The sequence below is a fragment of the Rhodococcus sp. BL-253-APC-6A1W genome, assembly GCF_012843405.1.
Classification (GTDB): domain Bacteria; phylum Actinomycetota; class Actinomycetes; order Mycobacteriales; family Mycobacteriaceae; genus Rhodococcus.
In genome coordinates this window covers 346,649-363,526 of the sequence record NZ_JABAFB010000003.1, presented here as the reverse complement: position 1 = coordinate 363,526, position 16,878 = coordinate 346,649, and the positions used below count along the sequence as shown (strand labels likewise).

Annotated in this window: 17 protein-coding genes and 2 tRNA genes; 13 read left to right on the top strand and 6 right to left on the bottom strand. The window is 68.3% G+C overall.

Annotated features, from left to right (window positions below; genetic code table 11):
• Positions 1-18 precede the first annotated feature (18 nt).
• The 3 genes from ybeY (at position 19) to era (ending at position 2,865) form a co-directional block, all read left to right on the top strand.
• Entirely contained in the window at positions 19-561 is a 543-nt protein-coding gene (gene ybeY / locus HF877_RS06370) for an rRNA maturation RNase YbeY (RefSeq protein WP_169620315.1), read from the top strand.
• 76 nt (positions 562-637) lie between these two features.
• Positions 638-1,951: a hemolysin family protein gene (locus tag HF877_RS06365; RefSeq protein WP_169620314.1), complete on the top strand. Its 1,314-nt coding sequence runs from the start codon at positions 638-640 to the stop codon at positions 1,949-1,951.
• Positions 1,948-2,865: a GTPase Era gene (gene era, locus HF877_RS06360; protein WP_169620313.1), complete on the top strand. Its 918-nt coding sequence runs from the start codon at positions 1,948-1,950 to the stop codon at positions 2,863-2,865. Before HF877_RS06365 ends, era begins: the two co-directional genes overlap by 4 nt.
• On the opposite strand, the gene HF877_RS06355 is transcribed toward era, so the two are convergent.
• Together HF877_RS06355 and HF877_RS06350 are read right to left on the bottom strand one after the other, a co-directional pair.
• Entirely contained in the window at positions 2,862-3,455 is a 594-nt protein-coding gene (locus HF877_RS06355; RefSeq protein ID WP_169620312.1) for a TetR family transcriptional regulator, read from the bottom strand. The two genes, era and HF877_RS06355, sit on opposite strands and share 4 nt — an antisense overlap.
• A complete protein-coding gene (locus tag HF877_RS06350; RefSeq protein ID WP_169620311.1) occupies positions 3,452-4,861 on the bottom strand; it encodes an amidase in 1,410 nt (469 codons plus the stop codon). The genes HF877_RS06355 and HF877_RS06350 overlap by 4 nt, the downstream gene beginning before the upstream one ends.
• Positions 4,862-4,985: 124 nt before the next feature.
• Between HF877_RS06350 and recO the strand changes: the two genes are divergently transcribed.
• Genes recO through HF877_RS06330 form a run of 4 tightly spaced genes read left to right on the top strand, consistent with a single transcriptional unit; the run spans position 4,986 to position 7,510 of the window.
• Positions 4,986-5,801 (top strand): DNA repair protein RecO, encoded by an 816-nt coding sequence (gene recO / locus HF877_RS06345; RefSeq protein WP_169620310.1) that lies wholly within the window; start codon positions 4,986-4,988, stop codon positions 5,799-5,801.
• Positions 5,758-6,564 (top strand): isoprenyl transferase, encoded by an 807-nt coding sequence (locus HF877_RS06340; protein WP_206036658.1) that lies wholly within the window; start codon positions 5,758-5,760, stop codon positions 6,562-6,564. The genes recO and HF877_RS06340 overlap by 44 nt, the downstream gene beginning before the upstream one ends.
• Positions 6,561-6,983: a hypothetical protein gene (locus HF877_RS06335; protein WP_169620308.1), complete on the top strand. Its 423-nt coding sequence runs from the start codon at positions 6,561-6,563 to the stop codon at positions 6,981-6,983. The genes HF877_RS06340 and HF877_RS06335 overlap by 4 nt, the downstream gene beginning before the upstream one ends.
• The gene (locus HF877_RS06330) at positions 6,980-7,510 is read left to right on the top strand and encodes a hypothetical protein (protein ID WP_169620307.1); all 531 of its coding nucleotides are present in this window, start codon (positions 6,980-6,982) and stop codon (positions 7,508-7,510) included. Before HF877_RS06335 ends, HF877_RS06330 begins: the two co-directional genes overlap by 4 nt.
• 12 nt (positions 7,511-7,522) lie before the next feature.
• Here the strand turns inward: HF877_RS06330 and HF877_RS06325 are convergent, their stop codons facing one another.
• Together HF877_RS06325 and HF877_RS06320 are read right to left on the bottom strand one after the other, a co-directional pair.
• Positions 7,523-7,951, bottom strand: coding sequence for a Fur family transcriptional regulator (locus HF877_RS06325; RefSeq protein WP_169620306.1), 429 nt, complete (start codon positions 7,949-7,951; stop codon positions 7,523-7,525).
• Positions 7,948-8,319 carry a metalloregulator ArsR/SmtB family transcription factor gene (locus HF877_RS06320; protein ID WP_169620305.1) on the bottom strand — a complete coding sequence of 124 codons (372 nt, stop codon included), beginning with the start codon at positions 8,317-8,319 and terminating at the stop codon, positions 7,948-7,950. Before HF877_RS06320 ends, HF877_RS06325 begins: the two co-directional genes overlap by 4 nt.
• A gap of 161 nt (positions 8,320-8,480) precedes the next feature.
• Here HF877_RS06320 and HF877_RS06315 point away from each other — a divergent pair, with 161 nt between their 5' ends.
• Positions 8,481-9,872 (top strand): glycine--tRNA ligase, encoded by a 1,392-nt coding sequence (locus HF877_RS06315; RefSeq protein WP_169620304.1) that lies wholly within the window; start codon positions 8,481-8,483, stop codon positions 9,870-9,872.
• A gap of 132 nt (positions 9,873-10,004) precedes the next feature.
• On the opposite strand, the gene HF877_RS06310 is transcribed toward HF877_RS06315, so the two are convergent.
• A complete protein-coding gene (locus HF877_RS06310) occupies positions 10,005-12,008 on the bottom strand; it encodes a TPM domain-containing protein (protein ID WP_169620303.1) in 2,004 nt (667 codons plus the stop codon).
• Positions 12,009-12,167: 159 nt separating this feature from the next.
• Between HF877_RS06310 and HF877_RS06305 the strand changes: the two genes are divergently transcribed.
• The 3 genes from HF877_RS06305 (at position 12,168) to dnaG (ending at position 16,137) form a co-directional block, all read left to right on the top strand.
• A complete protein-coding gene (locus HF877_RS06305; protein WP_346765082.1) occupies positions 12,168-12,788 on the top strand; it encodes a YdcF family protein in 621 nt (206 codons plus the stop codon).
• Positions 12,789-12,891: 103 nt separating this feature from the next.
• Positions 12,892-14,163 carry a deoxyguanosinetriphosphate triphosphohydrolase gene (locus HF877_RS06300; protein WP_169620301.1) on the top strand — a complete coding sequence of 424 codons (1,272 nt, stop codon included), beginning with the start codon at positions 12,892-12,894 and terminating at the stop codon, positions 14,161-14,163.
• A gap of 60 nt (positions 14,164-14,223) precedes the next feature.
• Positions 14,224-16,137, top strand: a complete 1,914-nt coding sequence (dnaG, locus tag HF877_RS06295) for a DNA primase (protein WP_169620300.1) — start codon at positions 14,224-14,226, stop codon at positions 16,135-16,137.
• Between the two features lie 4 nt (positions 16,138-16,141).
• Here the strand turns inward: dnaG and HF877_RS06290 are convergent, their stop codons facing one another.
• Entirely contained in the window at positions 16,142-16,387 is a 246-nt protein-coding gene (locus HF877_RS06290; RefSeq protein ID WP_206036732.1) for a hypothetical protein, read from the bottom strand.
• A gap of 150 nt (positions 16,388-16,537) precedes the next feature.
• Between HF877_RS06290 and HF877_RS06285 the strand changes: the two genes are divergently transcribed.
• Both HF877_RS06285 and HF877_RS06280 read left to right on the top strand, forming a co-directional pair.
• Positions 16,538-16,610: transfer RNA gene (locus HF877_RS06285), tRNA-Asn, on the top strand.
• Positions 16,611-16,785: 175 nt separating this feature from the next.
• A tRNA-Ile gene (locus HF877_RS06280) sits at positions 16,786-16,859 on the top strand.
• The last annotated feature ends 19 nt before the right edge of the window (positions 16,860-16,878 follow it).

The following is a 16,878-nucleotide window of genomic DNA, read 5'->3' as shown; positions in this document are numbered from 1 at the left end:
GAAGAAGGATCGACACCGATGAGCATCGAGATCTCGAACGAATCAGGGATGGAGGTCTCCGAGGAAGACCTCCTCGACGTAGCCCGTTTCGTGATCGCCCGGATGGATGTCCATCCCGCGGCGGAACTGTCGATGGTCCTCGTCGATTCCGACACGATGGCCGACCTCCACATGCGCTGGATGGATCTGCCCGGCCCGACCGACGTGATGTCGTTCCCCATGGACGAACTCGAGCCCGGCGGTCGGCCCGACGCGCCCGAGCCCGGGCCGGCGATGCTCGGCGATATCGTGCTGTGCCCGCCGTTCGCGGCCGAGCAGGCCGAGAAGGCGGGCCACCCGGTCGCGCACGAACTCGCGCTGCTCACCGTGCACGGAATGCTCCATCTCCTCGGATACGACCACGCCGAACCGGACGAGGAGAAGGAGATGTTCGCACTGCAGAACCAGCTCCTCACCGAGTGGTACGAGGAACTGCGCCGAGCAGAGGAGCAGGCGCGCCTCGCGGAACGGGACCGGAGCCTGCTGGGCAAGGCCGGCTTCGTCGACACTCCCGAATCATGACGGGGGACGATAGACCCGGCGGCAGCCGGCGTCATCGACGTGTAGGGATCGAGTCCGTTCGGGGAGGTCGGACCGCGTGAGCACACTGACACTCGTCGTTCTCGCCGTCGTACTCGTGATCCTCGGCGGGTTGTTCGCCGGACTCGACTCCGCCCTCAACACCGTCTCGCACGCGCGCGTCGAAGAACTCGCCAAGGACGGCCGAGGCGGCGCGCAGCGCCTGCTCGGAATCCTCGACGACCGGCCCCGCTATGTGAATCTTTCGGTGCTGCTCCGCATCCTGTGCGAGATCGCCGCGACCGTCGTCCTCGCGGGCGCGCTGCTCGACGTCTTCGACAGGACGTGGGCGTTGGTCGTTGCCGCTGCCGTCATGGTGATCGTGGACTACGTCGTGATCGGCGTCGGCCCCCGCACGCTCGGGCGACAGCACGCGTACCCACTCGCTCTGGCCGCCACCGTCCCGTTGCGGATGCTCGGTGTCCTGCTCGGACCCGTCAGCCGCATCCTCATTCTCGTGGGTAACGCGGTCACCCCGGGCCGGGGATTCCGCAACGGCCCGTTCGCGAACGAGATCGAACTGCGCGAACTCGTCGATCTCGCGCAGGCGCGCGGTGTGGTCGCCGACGAAGAGCGCCGGATGATCCAGTCGGTCTTCGATTTCGGCGACACCACGGCCCGCGAAATCATGGTGCCCCGGCCCGAGATGGTGTGGATCGAGGAGACCAAGTCGGCCGGTCAAGCCACGTCCCTCGCCGTCCGCAGCGGACACTCCCGCATCCCGGTGATCGGTGAGAACGTCGACGACATCCGCGGCGTCGTGTACCTCAAGGACCTGGTCAAGCGGACGTACTACTCCAACGACGGCGGCCACAGCGTCTCGGTCGCCGACGTCATGCGTCCGGCCGTGTTCGTTCCGGACTCCAAGCGCCTCGACGACCTGCTGTCGGACATGCAGCGCGACCGCAACCACATGGCGGTGCTCGTGGACGAATACGGCGGCATCGCCGGTCTCGTCACGATCGAAGACGTCATCGAGGAGATCGTCGGTGAGATCGCCGACGAGTACGACACCGCGGAGATTCCCGACGTGGAGGATCTCGGCGACGGGACCTTCCGCGTGTCCCCGCGGCTTCCCGTCGAAGATCTCGGGGAACTGTTCGACACCGAGATCGACGACGACGAGGTCGACACCGTCGGCGGGTTGCTCGGCTACGAACTGGGCCGCGTCCCGCTGCCCGGGTCCGAGGTCACCACGCACGGGCTCATCCTGCGCGGTGAGGGCGGCCCGGACGTGCGCGGGCGGGTGCGGGTGAGCACCGTCTTCGTACAGCGGGCGCCCGAACCCGAGAGCAACGACACCAGCACGGACACCACCGAGGAGCACGCATGACCGACCCCGACTTCCGTTCCGGCTTCATCTGTTTCGTCGGCCGGCCGAACACCGGAAAGTCGACGCTGACCAATGCGCTCGTCGGCAGCAAGATCGCCATCACGTCGTCGCGGCCGCAGACCACGCGGCACACGATTCGCGGGATCGTGCACCGCGACCACGCGCAGTTGATCCTCGTGGACACTCCGGGCCTGCACCGTCCGCGGACCCTGCTCGGCCAGCGGCTCAACGACCTTGTGCGCGATACGTATTCCGAAGTCGACGCCATCGGCATGTGCTTCCCGGCGGACGAGAAGATCGGCCCCGGCGACCGGTGGATCCTCGAGCAGGTGCGGCACGTCGCGCCGAAGACCCCGCTGATCGGGATCGTCACCAAGATCGACAAGGTCGGTAAGCAGCAGGTCGCCGCACAGCTCCTGGCCGTGTCGAAACTGCTCGGCGACAACGCCGACGTGGTGCCGGTGTCGGCGACCTCCGGTGAGCAGGTGGAGGTGCTCGTCGACGTGATCGCGTCGAACATGGAGAAGGGTCCCGCCTTCTACCCGGACGGCGAACTCACCGACGAACCCGAAGAAACCCTCATGGCCGAGCTCATTCGCGAAGCTGCCCTCGAAGGTCTCGGCGACGAACTGCCGCACTCGCTCGCCGTGGTGATCGACGAGGTCGTCGAACGCGAGGGTCGCACCGAGAAGCAGGGCCCGATGCTCGACGTGCACGCTGTGCTCTACGTCGAACGTCCCAGCCAGAAGGGCATCGTGATCGGTAAGGGCGGCGCGCGCCTCCGTGAGGTGGGGACCGCAGCCCGCACACAGATCGAGAAACTGCTCGGTGTGAAGGTCTACCTCGATCTGCACGTCAAGGTCGCCAAGGACTGGCAGCGAGACCCGAAACAGCTGGGCCGCCTCGGTTTCTAGCCCGTACCGGGGTCCGGATCCCGGTGCCCGGGCGTACCGGACTGCCGGAGAAGGAGCAGCACCGCGCCGGCCAGATCGGCACCCCCACCCGTCGACAAGCGCCGGAGTTGCAGCCCCGCAATCGTCGCGACGAGCGTGGGGGTGAGGGTCTCGGCGCGGGGTATGCCGAGTTCGGTCAAGATGGTGAAGGTCAGCGCGTCGTAGGCGCGCCAGCACTCGTCGGCGGCGGCGCGCAGATTCGGGTCGCGGCCGGCCTGGACGTACAACTCGAACGGTGCGATCCGTTCTGCGGAGAAGGCCAGACTCTCTGCCACCTGCTCGGTCAGGGTCGCCGCATCCTGCACCGAAATCTCCTTGCCGCGATACGAATCCGCGATCTCCCGCAACCTCGTGGTCTCTTCGCGGGCGAAGTGAGTCAGTGCGGCGCGCAGCAGGTCTTCCTGGGTGGGAAAGTGGTACGTGATCGAGCCCAGCGACACCTGGGCACGAGACGCGATGCGGCGGTTCGTGACTCCGGCGATCCCGTCGGTGCCCACGAGGTGGAGGGTCGCATCGATGATGCGTGACCGAACGGAGGCGGGCTCGGTCACCACCACGGCTCCGGGGTGTGTTCGTGCCAGCGCAGAACCGACTCGAGTTGCGACGCAAGGGAAACCAGCAGCGGCTCGGAGTCCTCGGGACCGAGGAGCTGAGCGCCCACGGGAAGACCCTCGCCGGTGAATCCGGCCGGGACGCTGATCCCCGGCCAGCCCAGTACGTTCCACGGCCACGCGTACGGGCAGGCGGCCGTGATGACCTTGTCGGTGGCCCACCCGCCGATGTCGTCGATCGCGTTCACCGGCAGCGGGGGTGTCGCCGTCGTCGGAGTGACGACGACATCGAACCGGTCGAAGATCCGGCCGACTCGCCGGCGGAGGCGAGGCTCCGCGCCCCGTGCCGCGCGCAGGGGCGCACCGTGGAGCATCCGCCCGGTACGTGCGTTGGCGCGGGTCCGCACGTCGGCCAGGGCCGGGTCCGGCAGTCGGTGGAGCCAGTCCTCGATCCCGGCCATCGAGCGGGGCAGGAAGCTGAGGCCGAACAGGATCCCGTAGTCGGGATCGGCGAGAGTGACGTCGTGACCGAGGTCGCGCAGGGTGGCGGCGAACGCGGCGAGCCGGATACGCACCCGCGGATCGAGGCGGGTCGGTGTCGCCGTGAACGGAAGCTTCAGCGACAGAGCGATCTTCAGTCTGCCGGGGTCGCGCCCCACCGCATCGGACACGGTGATCTTCTCCCGAGTGTGCCGGTCGCCGGGGTGGTTTCCCGAGACGACGTCCAGCAACAGCGCCGCGTCGGCGACCGTCCGGGCCAGCGGGCCGTGGGTGGTCAGGCCCTGGAAGGCCTCCGCGTCGGGCCACATGGAGATCCGGCCGCGCTGCGGTTTGATGCCCACCAGATTCGACCACGACGCGGGGATACGGACCGATCCGGCGCCGTCGGAGCCCAGTGCTGCGGGAACGAGCCCTGCGGCGACGGCAGCGGCGCTGCCACCCGACGAACCACCGGGGGTGTGGTCACGCGACCACGGGCTGCGGGTGTGACCGAACGCGTCGCCGCCGGTGAGCGGCCACTGACCGAGTTCGGGGGAGTGCGTCTTGCCGACGATGACCGCTCCGGCGTCGCGCAGACGGCGCACCACCTCCGCGTCGTGTTCCTTGACGGCGAACGTGCCCGCGCATCCGAACATCGTCGTCTCACCCGCGATGTCGGTGTCGTCCTTGATTGCGACGGGCACTCCGAGCAGCGCGCGACGTTCGCCCGCCGCGAGGCGGCGGTCCGCGTCTGCGGCCTCGGACAGCGCACTGTCGCGCCGGACGACCCGGAAGGCGTTCAACTCTGCCTGCGACGCGTCTATCCGGTCCAGCGCGGTGCGCACCAGGTCGTGCGAGGTGACGGTGCCGTTCGCGAGGTCGTTCGCGGTATCGGCGAGACCCCGGGGGCGGGCAGGTGCGCTCATCGTTCTCCCTCACTGTTCGTTCGAACGAACGATAACGTGTTCTCGTTTCGACGTCGAGGATTTTCCCGTGGCCGGAGTCGGCGGCGCGGTGCCGCGTGTCGTGGCGACGTGAAACACTCGGGTGGTGAGGCTGTATCGGGACAACGCGGTGGTGCTGCGCCAGCACAAGCTGGGCGAAGCCGACCGCATCGTCACACTGCTCACCCGCCGCTACGGCCTCGTCCGCGCCGTCGCGAAGGGAGTGCGCCGAACCCGGTCGAAGTTCGGGGCCCGGCTCGAGCCGTTCGCGCACGTCGATGTGCAACTCCACCCCGGACGCAGTCTCGACATCGTCACCCAAGTGCAGACCCTCGACGCCTTCGCGGTCGGCATCGTCGACGACTACTCCCGCTACACCACCGCGTGCGCCATTCTCGAGACCGCCGAGCGGCTCGCCGGCGAAGAGCGGGCGCCCGCCCCGCGCCTGCATGCCTTGACCGTCGGGGCGCTGCGCGCGGTGTGCGACCACACCCGCCCACCCGAATTGATTCTCGACGCGTACCTCCTGCGCGCGATGGCCTACGCCGGATGGGCGCCCGCGATCACGCACTGCGCGCGGTGCGACCGGCCCGGTCCGCACACCGCCTTCCATGTCGCTGCCGGCGGCGCCGTGTGCGTGCACTGCCGTCCCCCCGGCGCGGCGACGCCCGCTCCCGCCGTCTTCGCCTTGCTCGACGCGCTCGCCCACGGCAGGTGGGCCGAGACGGAAGCAACCGAGGCCGGGGTCCGGAGCCAGGCCAGCGGGCTCGTCGCCGCGCACCTGCAATGGCATCTCGAGCGCCAACTGCGATCCTTGCCCCTGGTCGAACGCGGCGGCACCTACGTGGCCGAACGGGGCGGTTCGGGCGTCAGGCAGGATGGGACCCGTGATTCGACGACGCGCCCCACACCCATCGCCTGATCGCGCGATCCGGCCGCCCGACCCGCACCCGTCGGGGGCCACGCCGCCCATCCTCCAACCCGAGTTGATTCCGCGGCACGTCGCGCTGGTGATGGACGGAAACGGGCGCTGGGCGCAGGAACGTGGACTGCCGCGCACCGCCGGTCACGAACGCGGTGAAGAAGTCCTGATGGACACCGTGTGCGGGTGCATCGAGATGGGCATCACGTGGCTGTCGGCCTACGCGTTCTCCACCGAGAACTGGAAGCGCAGCCCCGACGAGGTGCGCTTCCTCATGGGCTTCAACCGCGACGTGATCCGTCGTCGCCGCGACGAGATGCACGAGATGGGTGTCCGCGTGCGGTGGGCCGGGCGTCGTCCGCGGTTGTGGCGCAGCGTCATCAAGGAACTCGAAGCCGCGGAGGAACTGACCCGCGACAACACTGTGATGACTCTCACGATGTGCGTCAATTACGGTGGTCGCGCCGAGATCGCCGACGCGGCCAGGGAAATCGGACGGCGGGTCGCGGCGGGGGACCTCGATCCGGAACGCATCACCGAGGCCACCATCGCGCGATACCTCGACGAACCCGACATGCCCGATGTCGACCTGTTTCTCCGGCCGTCGGGGGAGCAGCGCACGTCGAACTTCCTGCTGTGGCAGTCCGCGTACGCAGAACTGGTCTTCCAGGACAAGATGTTCCCCGACTTCGACCGTCGCGACCTGTGGGCCGCCTGTGTCGAGTACGCCTCGCGCGACCGCCGGTTCGGAGGTGTGAAATGACCGCGCTGAGAGACCGGATTGCCGCGGCGCTGACGCCGTTCGTCCAGTTGCGGACTCCCGGTGCCGAGGACAACGGAGACGGGTCGTTCGGATTCGACTACGGCGCCGTCCCGTTCGCACTGCAGGTCGTCACCCTCACCGAGGGACTGGACGTGGTGTCGCTGACCGGCGTGCTCGCGTGGGATCTCCCACTCGGCGACGAGGTGCGCAACCGCGTCGCCACCGCCGCCGAGGCGCTGCAGTTCGGTTCCATCCACGTCATCGAACGGGAGTCCGTCGCGGACGTGATCGTCCGCTACTCGTTCCCCGCCACCGGGCTCGAGGATTCTCCGCTGACCACCATGCTGCTGCTCGTCCTCGACGGAGTGGCCGAAGCCCGCGAGAACGTCGCGGGCACATCCGGAACGGGGAACGCATGACCGGCGACGCGGGTACCGGCGAGGAACAGTGGGACCTCGCGGTGGCGACCACCGGCGACGACGCGCTGCGCGACCTGGTGATCCGCACGCTGGCGCAGGCGATGGACGACGCACCCGAACCCGACGAGGACGGTGACGTTCCGATCTGGATCGAGGACGTGCCGACGTTCGCGACCGCCGATGCGGAAGCGGGTGTCGTGCACCTGGCGACGTTCCTGGCCGAGAACATCGCGGACCGGGCGCGCGCCGCCGAGGTGCTCACCGACCTGCAACTCGAGTTCCCCGAGTTCAAGTTCGTTCTGCACCACGACCGGGTCACTGCCGAGCAGCGTGTCGCTGCGTGCCCGCTCGTGCCGCTGCACCTGTTGCGCGCCGTGGGCGCCGTGGTTCCGCTCGTCGGGCAGGTGCGTGCGCTGGCCGACAGGCTCGGCGGCGATGCATGCGTGTTCGACGGGCCCGCGGACACCGTGGCCGGTGAGAACCTGCTCGGCGGGGACTGCGGGTGCGGTAACTGCACCTGCGGCTGACCTACCCGCTCGTCACGCCCTCGCCAGTGCGCAGTCGCGGCAGGTTCCGAAGATCTCGACCGTGTGGCTGACGTCGTCGAACCCGTGCGTGTCGGCGACCTCGTGCGACCAGCGCTCGACTTCGGGCCCGTCGACCTCGACGGTGAACCCGCAGTGGCGGCACACGAGGTGATGGTGGTGTCCGGAGGAGCAGCGACGGAACAGCGATTCGCCCGAGTCGGTGCGGAGCACGTCGACGCTGCCCGTCTCGGCGAGGGACTGCAGGGTTCGATAGACGGTGGTCAGACCGATGCCGTGCCCGCGCTTGCGCAGTTCGTCGTGCAGGTCCTGTGCGGAACGGAACTCTTCGGTGTTGTCGAGCAGATCCACGATCGCGCTGCGTTGTCTGGTCGAGCGCACCCCCACCAGGGGCTTGCGTGCGGAGGTCACTACGGTCGTCATCCTTCCTGAGCGTGCGCGACAGCGTCGATGACGATGTGAGCGAGGTGGTCGTCGGCCAGGCGGTAGAGAACTTCGCGGCCGGTGCGGTCGCCCCGGACCACGCCTGCGGTCTTGAGAACGCGCAGGTGCTGGCTGATCAGAGGCTGGGTCACGCCGAGTGCGCCGACGAGTTCGTGGACGCAGCGCGCGGATTCGCGCAGTTCGAGCACGATGGCGATGCGGACCGGTGCCGAGAGTGCGCGGAGCAGTTCGCCCGCGGCGACGAGCGTGTCGTGCGAGACCGGCGGGTGGGCCGGCGGGTGGGCCGGCGTCGCGCGGGGGGCCTCGTTGTCCGTGCGGCACTCGTCGTGACCGGCGTCGACACTCACGGGACTCCTCGCGCTCTCGGGGCTTATTGCAAACCGATACCATTTTGATATGCATGGATGTGCATGTCAACCGCCAGGAATTCGTCGCCGTGGCGGGGAGCGATAGTCTAAGTAGTCGACGCAAGCTGCGAAAACCCGCATCGAAGATGGAGAGAATCCGAGTGGCACCCAAATCCAAGATCGATACCGTCGCCAACCTCGCCAAGCGCCGAGGACTGGTCTACCCCTGTGGTGAGATCTACGGCGGCACCAGGTCGGCCTGGGACTACGGGCCGCTCGGAGTCGAGCTCAAGGAAAACATCAAGAAGCAGTGGTGGCGGAACATGGTCACCAGCCGCGACGACGTCGTCGGCCTCGACTCGTCGGTGATCCTCCCGCGCCAGGTGTGGGTCGCGTCCGGCCACGTCGGCGTGTTCAACGACCCGCTCGTCGAATGCCTGAGCTGTCACAAGCGCCACCGCCAGGACCACCTGCAGGAGGCGTACGCCGAGAAGCACAAGCTCGACGACCCCGACGCCGTGGCGATGTCGGAGATCGTGTGCCCGGACTGCGGCACCAAGGGCCAGTGGACCGAGCCGCGCGACTTCAACATGATGCTCAAGACCTACCTCGGTCCGATCGAGAGCGAAGAGGGCCTGCACTACCTGCGTCCGGAGACCGCTCAGGGCATCTTCGTGAACTTCGCGAACGTGCTCACCACGTCGCGCAAGAAGCCGCCGTTCGGCATCGGCCAGATCGGCAAGAGCTTCCGCAACGAGATCACCCCCGGCAACTTCATCTTCCGCACCCGCGAGTTCGAGCAGATGGAAATGGAATTCTTCGTCAAGCCCGGCGAGGACGAGGAATGGCACCAGTACTGGATCGACTACCGGATGGACTGGTACACCGGGCTGGGCATCAACAAGGACAACCTGCGCCTGTACGAGCATGCGCAGGAGAAGCTGTCGCACTACTCGAAGCGCACCGTCGACATCGAGTACCGCTTCCACTTCCAGGGCAGCGAATGGGGTGAGCTCGAGGGCGTCGCCAACCGCACCGACTTCGACCTGTCGACGCACTCGCAGCATTCGGGCACCGACCTGAGCTACTTCGACCAGACGACGAACGAGCGCTACACGCCGTACGTCATCGAACCCGCAGCCGGCCTCACCCGTTCGCTCATGGCGTTCCTCGTCGACGCCTACACCGAGGACGAGGCACCCAACGCCAAGGGCGGGGTCGACAAGCGCACGGTGCTGCGGCTGGACCGCCGCCTCGCGCCCGTCAAGGCCGCCGTGCTGCCGCTGAGCCGCAACTCCGATCTGAGCCCCAAGGCCAAGGATCTCGCCGCCCAGTTGCGCCAGCACTGGAACATCGAGTTCGATGACGCCGGCGCCATCGGCCGCCGTTACCGTCGTCAGGACGAGATCGGCACGCCGTTCTGCATCACCGTCGACTTCGACACCCTCGAGGACCACGCGGTCACCATCCGCGAGCGCGACTCGATGGCGCAGGAGCGCGTCGCGCTCGACCAGGTCGAGGGTTACCTCGCGCAGCGCCTGATCGGCTGCTGATCGGTCGATCCGACTCTCACTCGACTCGCCGGCCCTCCCGTATCACGGGAGGGCCGGCGAGTCTTTGTGAACTCGGGTGAGTTGTTGCCCGCTGAGCGGGCATTTTCCCACCAGGGTTTTACCTGTGCGGCGTCAGAACCTGCCGCCGCTCGACCCGCCGAATCCGCCTCCGCCGCCCCCGAAGCCGCCGCCCCCGAAGCCGCCGCCTCCGAAGCCGCCGCCGTGCCCGCCGCCCCCGAGCACGCTGTTGATGAGGATGCCGCCCAGCACGGCACCGGCGATGTTGCCTCCCGACGAACCGCCACCGCGCGGCGGGTTGCGACGTTCCCACGACTCGACATCCCGGCGTGCGGCGCTCAAGGCGCGGGACGCGAGGGCCGACGCCGTCTGGGCGTGCTGCAGCGCCTGGGCTGCGTCCGTCGACGCCAGCTGCCGGGCCGCGTCCAGATGGCGCTGCGCCTCCGACAGCCTCGTGCGTGCCTCCGCGCCGACGACGCCGCGTCGCGTGCCGATGAAATCGGATGCGGCGGTGACCTGTGCCTGGGCGGCGGTCAGATCCTGCTCGAGCCGCCGGCGGGCCCGCGCTTCCTCCTCTCGAGCCGCGCGGGTCTGCGCCCGCAGGGCATCGAGGCGCGCGTCGGTTTCCACGACCCGCGTGAAACTTCCCAGCGGGTCGGTGTGCTGCGCGGCCCGTGCATGCTCGAGTGCCTCCTGGGCGGCTCGGCGCGCTTCGGCGAGTTCCGGGCCACCTGCGGCAACGAGCCCTTCGGCGTCGGCAATGCCTTGCGCCGCATCTTCCATGGCAGCCGGAAGAGTCGCGATCGCGTGGCGGATGTCCTCCGCGGCGTGCTCGACACCGTCGAGGAGCGTTGCCGCGTGTCCGAGTGCGCGTTCGGACTCGCGGATCGCGCGGACCGCGTCACCTTGCTCACCCGCCGGACGCGACACCGCGACCCGGCCTTCATCGATGGCCTTCTCGGCGTACTCGATCTCCTCGACCGCGAGCGACACGTTGTCCTTGACGGGCGCGAGCGCCTCCGCCGGGAATTCTTCGGTCAGCTGCGCGAGAGCGGCCTCGCCCTGCGGGATACGTGCCCGCAGGCCGATGGCGCGCTGTGTCAGTGCGTCGAGCCGGTCGGGAGCGTCGAGCAACAGGTCCCGCATCCGGTCGAACGCCTCCACCTGCGCGTCGAGCTCGCGGTCGGCCTGCCCGCACGACGAGACGAGCTGCACCAGCATCTCGCGCTGTTGCTCCGGGGTCTCCGGGATGTCGTCGTCGAGACGCTGCCGGATCTCGAACGCGTTCGCGAGCGCGGCCTGCGCCTGCCGGTACGCCCGGTCGAACGGCTGAACTGCCGTGTCGCCGAATTCGCCGCGCGCCAGCTCGAGTGCTTCCGAACTCGAGCGCACTGCGTTGTCCGTCTCCACCAGTACCTTCTGGGCATGCAGCTCGAGACCCTCGAGCGGGAGCGCGGCCAGTGCGCCGGTATCGGCGGGATCGATCGCCGCTGCGCGCGCGGCGGCCGTCTCGGCACGCTTGCGCTTGGACCGCCGCGAATATGCGTAGACGCCGCCGGCACCCGCGGCGATCACGCCGCCACCGACGAGCAGTGTCGTGGTGGGCGCGCTCGAGGGCGTCAACGCGGCATCGAGGCCGTCCGCCGCGGCCACGGCGGCGCCCGCCCAGTCACCGGTGCGCAGCGCGGGCGTGATGTCGTTCGAGCTGATGCGGTTGCGTTCCGACTGGGAAATATCCGACCCGTTCGGGGTCCACAACGCGAACTCGCGGTCGTCGGTAGCGACGGCGAGCAGGGCAGTGTCCGGACCGAAGTTGCTGGCTCGCGCGGTCGCCTGCGCCCAGGCGTCGTAGTTCTGGCCGTCGAAGGTCGACACGTACGTGACCCACAGTTGCAGGCGGTGCTCGTCGTACAACGTGTCCACCGCCTGCTGGATACGTGCGACGTCGTCGGCATCGAGGACTCCGGCGCTGTCGCTGATCGGTGACTGGAGTCGTGACGGGGGCTCGGCCGACGCCGCGACGGGCATCAGCAGCCACGCAGTCGCGGCGAGCAGGAGGGGTAGCAGCGCGGGCACGATCCGGGCGGGACGTCGGCGCGGGGACGATGCGTGGGGCATGACAACGAATCTAGTGGTTCGCGGGAACGAAGCACGGTCGGCGCGTCGCCCTGCTTCGTTCCCCGCGTCCACTGGCAGACTTGAGGGGTGAGTACCGCATCCCACCCCAGGGTCCCCGCGCCAGGCCGCGCCGAGGACGATCTCGGCACGGGCGCCCGCATCACCCGGTGGCTGAGGCGATTGGTGGTCGGTGCGCTGCTCGCCGCGATCCTCGTCGTCGGCGGAACGGCGATACGGGTGTGGCAGGTCGCCCGTATCGACGACAGGACGCCCGCCGACGCCATCGTCGTGCTCGGCGCCGCCCAGTACTCCGGCACACCGTCGTCGGTGTTCGAAGCACGACTCGAGCAGGCACTCAAGCTGTACGAGGCAGGGGTGTCGCCGATGATCGTCACCGTCGGTGGCAAGCAGGAAGGCGATCTGTTCACCGAAGCGGCCGCGGGCAAGAACTATCTCGTCTCCCGGGGCGTGCCCGCGGACGCGATCATGGCGGTGGAAGAGGGATCCGACACGCTGCGCAGCGTAGAAGCCGTGAGCAGGGACATGGGCGAGCTGGGGTTGTCGTCGTCGGTGCTGGTGAGCGACCCGTGGCATTCGCTGCGCACCCGGACCATGGCCCGCGACTCTGGTCTCGAGGCATGGACCGCGCCGACCCGTCAGGGCCCGGCGGTGTTCACCCGCAACTCGCAGTTTCACGCGATCGCCCGCGAAACGGGCGCGTTGATCTGGTACCAGATCACCCATTTCTCCGCGGACTTCCCGTACACAGCAGAGCAGTGACCGCGGGTGGGAGGCCGAGATGGTGAAGGACGAAGATATGGGTAGGCGTACATGTGAGTAGGGGCCGGGAGACGTACGGCCGGTGCGACGAAGGACGGATCTGATGCAGGGCTACAGCGAACACGATCTGGAGCGGCGTGTCGCCGAACCGCCGAAGCGCTCGGCGTTGATCGGTGCTGAACGGGCCGCCGCCGACCGCACCGCATTCGCGCGCGACCGCGCGCGGGTCCAGCACTCCGCTGCCCTGCGCAGGCTGGCCGACAAGACTCAGGTCGTCGGCCCTCGCGACGGTGACACTCCGCGCACCCGGCTCACGCACTCGATGGAGGTCGCGCAGATCGGCCGCAGCATCGCGGAGGGAATCGGCGCCGACGCCGATGTCGTGGACCTCGCGGGACTCGCCCACGACATCGGGCACCCGCCGTACGGGCACAACGGAGAGCGCGCCCTGGACGCGGTGGCGGCGCCGTGCGGAGGATTCGAAGGGAACGCGCAGAACCTGCGCATCCTGACGTGCCTGGAGCCCAAGGTTCTCTATCCGGACGGCACGAGCGCCGGCCTGAACCTCACCCGCGCCGCCCTCGACGCGACGCTCAAATATCCGTGGACGCGGCCGTCTCCGGGCGCGAAGTTCGGCGCGTACGACGACGACGTCGAAGTGCTGACGTGGGTGCGGGAGGGCGCGCCGGATCGCCGCAAATGCCTCGAGGCGCAGATCATGGACTGGTCCGACGACGTCGCGTACTCGGTGCACGACGTCGAGGACGGCGTCATCGACGGCCGAATCGACCTGCGGGTGCTCGGCGACGCGGACGCAGTGTCCGCGCTCATCGAACTGGGCATGCGCGAATTCTCCGATCTCGTCCCCGACGAACTCACCGAAGCAGCGAAACGATTGTCGGAGATGCCCGTCGTGATCGACGTCGGAACCTTCGACGGCACCCTGGCCAGTTCCGTCGCTCTCAAACGCCTCACCAGCGAACTCGTCGGCCGATACGCCACCGCCGCGATCCTGGGAACGCGGGAGGTCACCGGTGACCAACCCGTCACGAGATACGACGCCGACCTGGTGATTCCGCCCGTGGTCGCCGCCGAGGTGGCGTTGCTCAAGACGATGGCGCTGCAGTTCGTCATGTCCGACCGCGTGCACCGCACCCGGCAGGAGGCGCAGCGCGAGCGGATCCACCGCGTCGCGGAATGGCTGCTGCGGACGGCGCCGGTGGGCCTCGATCCGTTCTTCGCCGCGGCGTGGAAAGACGCACCCGACGACGCGGCGCGGGTGCGCGTGGTGGTCGATCAGATCGCGTCGTGCACCGAATCCCGGCTCGAGCGCATCGACCGGGACAGCCTCGCCGCGCAGGCCAGCTGGGGGTAGCGCCGCGACGCGGGACCACCGCTGCGGGCCGCGGCGGCCGAGCGGCTTAGAATCGACGTCGTGGCCGGCCGAATTTCAGACAGAGACATCGCGGCCATTCGCGACCGCGCCCGCATCGAAGACATCGTCGGTGAATACGTCGCACTCAAGCGAGGCGGCGCCGACTCCCTGAAGGGGCTGTGCCCGTTCCACGACGAGAAGTCGCCGTCGTTCCACGTGCGGCCCAACCACGGGCACTTCCATTGCTTCGGGTGCGGGGAGGGTGGCGACGTCTACTCGTTCCTGCAGAAGATCGAACACGTCAGTTTCGTCGAAGCCGTCGAGCAACTCGCGGAGCGCGTGGGCTACACCCTCAACTACGAAGGCGGCGGGCCGTCGGTCCAGCGCGACCGCGGTACCCGTGCCCGCCTCGTCGCCGCGAATGCCGCCGCCCAGGAGTTCTACGCCGAGCAACTGCGCACCCCGGGTGCCCAGGCGGCGCGCGACTACCTCACCGAGCGCAACTTCGACAGCGCCGCCGCCGAGACGTTCGGCTGCGGCTTCGCGCCCGCCGGATGGGACCTGCTCACCAAGCATCTTCTCGGTCGGGGGTTCGAGTTCGCAGAACTCGAGGCGGCCGGACTGTCGCGGGAGGGGCGCCGCGGACCCATCGACCGGTTCCACCGGCGACTGTTGTGGCCGATCCGCAATCTCTCCGGTGACGTCATCGGGTTCGGGGCGCGACGGCTGTACGACGACGACCAGATCACCGCGAAGTACATGAACACGCCGGAGACGCAGCTGTACAAGAAGTCTCAGGTGCTGTTCGGGTTGGACCTCGCGAAGCGCGAGATCGCCAAATCACACCAGGCGGTGATCGTCGAGGGTTACACCGACGTCATGGCCATGCATCTCGCCGGCGTGAAGACCGCCGTGGCCGCGTGCGGAACCGCCTTCGGCGACGAGCACCTGGCCATGCTGCGCCGCCTGCTCATGGACGACAGCTATTTCCGCGGCGAGGTCATCTACACCTTCGACGGTGACGACGCCGGCCGAGCCGCCGCGATGAAAGCATTCGAGGGCGACCAGAAGACGGCGGCGAAAACCTACGTCGCCATCGCCCCCAAGGGCATGGATCCCTGCGAACTCCGGCAGGAGTCCGGTGACGGCGCCGTGCGCGATCTCGTCGCCCGCAGGACTCCGATGTTCGAGTTCGTGGTGAAATCCATTCTCTCCGAACACAATCTGGACAACGCGGAGGGAAGAGTCGAGGCGCTGCGCCGCTGTGTTCCGGTGGTCGCACAGATCAAGGACCGCACCCTGCGCGACAACTACTCGGTGCAACTCGCGCACTGGGTGGGCTGGGACGACATTCCCGCTGTGCGGCGCCGGGTGCAGGACGAAGCCCGGCGCGGTGCCCGCGCACCGGAAACGAAGTCCCGGGCCGGAGCCACCGTGGCGCCCCAGGCGCCCGCGTCGGCGTTGCGCCGGCCCCGCCCGAACGACCCGTCCCTGTGGCCGCAACGCGACGCGCTCAAGGCCGCCCTCCAGTACCCGGGCATTGCCGGCACCGTATTCGATTCGCTGCCCAAGGAGACCTTCACCGATCCGGCGTACGCAGCGGTCCGTACAGCGGTCGCTGCCGCGGGCGGCACCGGTTCGGGTATGGGTGGCGGCGAGTGGGTCGACGCGGTCGGCCGGGCAGCGAAGGACCCCGTCGCGCATTCGCTGGTGATGGAACTCGCAGTCGAGCCGATACCGGCCGAGGAAGACCGCATTCCGCGCTACATCGGCGGCGTGCTGGCACGCCTGCAAGAAGTGTGGGTGGGGGAGCAGGTCGCGGAACTGAAGTCGAAGTTGCAGCGCATCTCGCCCGCCACCGAATCGGACGAGTTCCACGCGCTGCTCGGCGACCTCATGGCACTCGAGCAGTACCGGCGGAGCTTGCTCGACCAGGCCATCGGCGATACGAGCGGCGACGGCCTGGCCGGCTGAGCAGCTACTTCTTGAGCTGATCCCGCGGGATCATGATCGTCGTGTGCTCGTCGATCGGCTTCATCGGCTCGAGCTTCGGTTGAGGACTCAGCGAGTCGGCGAGCTTCTGCCGTCCCACCTCGATCGCCTTCTTGGTGACCGGGCTCCCCGCCACCGCCCTCGCGGTCTTGCTGATCTGCTCGTATCGGGCACGACCCGCTTTGGTGCCGAGCACATAGCCCGCAGCGACTCCGACCAACAAACCCATCAATGTGCTGTCCTTCCACCCGTGGCTGCGCGTCTGTTCCATCCTGCCTGATCTTGGCCCGGACGCGCACTGTGCAGGCGATTTGGCACCGCGGCGGGTTGAGCGCTATGGTTTTCCACGCACCGGGGGAAACCGCGGAGCACCGCAGGACAATCCCCTGTAGCTCAATTGGCAGAGCATTCGACTGTTAATCGAACGGTTGCTGGTTCGAGTCCAGCCGGGGGAGCGCGTGAAATCCTCCCACCCCCACAGGGTGGGAGGATTTTTTCGTTGGGCGGTAATCGGTGTGACGATGACGACATCGCTGTCTCACCCGGTGTCGAATCGCCCGCGCATTTCCGGGTACCATTCCGAAGCGCTGTTCGATGCGGACAGCGTTCTGTGGCGCCCGTCGCCGCGGAGGGGCGGTAGCTCAGTCGGTTAGAGCCGTGGACTCATAATCCATTGGTCGCGGGTTCGAGCCCCGCCCGCCCCACGTAGATGGCACTTTTCCC

Coding starts and splice junctions, on each gene's coding strand:
- HF877_RS06340 (WP_206036658.1), top strand. CDS start 5,758: ATGGGACCCGTGATTCGACGACGCGCCCCACACCCATCGCCTGATCGC.
- HF877_RS06335 (WP_169620308.1), top strand. CDS start 6,561: ATGACCGCGCTGAGAGACCGGATTGCCGCGGCGCTGACGCCGTTCGTC.
- HF877_RS06325 (WP_169620306.1), bottom strand. CDS start 7,951: ATGACGACCGTAGTGACCTCCGCACGCAAGCCCCTGGTGGGGGTGCGC.
- HF877_RS06330 (WP_169620307.1), top strand. CDS start 6,980: ATGACCGGCGACGCGGGTACCGGCGAGGAACAGTGGGACCTCGCGGTG.
- ybeY (WP_169620315.1), top strand. CDS start 19: ATGAGCATCGAGATCTCGAACGAATCAGGGATGGAGGTCTCCGAGGAA.
- HF877_RS06350 (WP_169620311.1), bottom strand. CDS start 4,861: ATGAGCGCACCTGCCCGCCCCCGGGGTCTCGCCGATACCGCGAACGAC.
- HF877_RS06300 (WP_169620301.1), top strand. CDS start 12,892: ATGCAGGGCTACAGCGAACACGATCTGGAGCGGCGTGTCGCCGAACCG.
- HF877_RS06310 (WP_169620303.1), bottom strand. CDS start 12,008: ATGCCCCACGCATCGTCCCCGCGCCGACGTCCCGCCCGGATCGTGCCC.
- era (WP_169620313.1), top strand. CDS start 1,948: ATGACCGACCCCGACTTCCGTTCCGGCTTCATCTGTTTCGTCGGCCGG.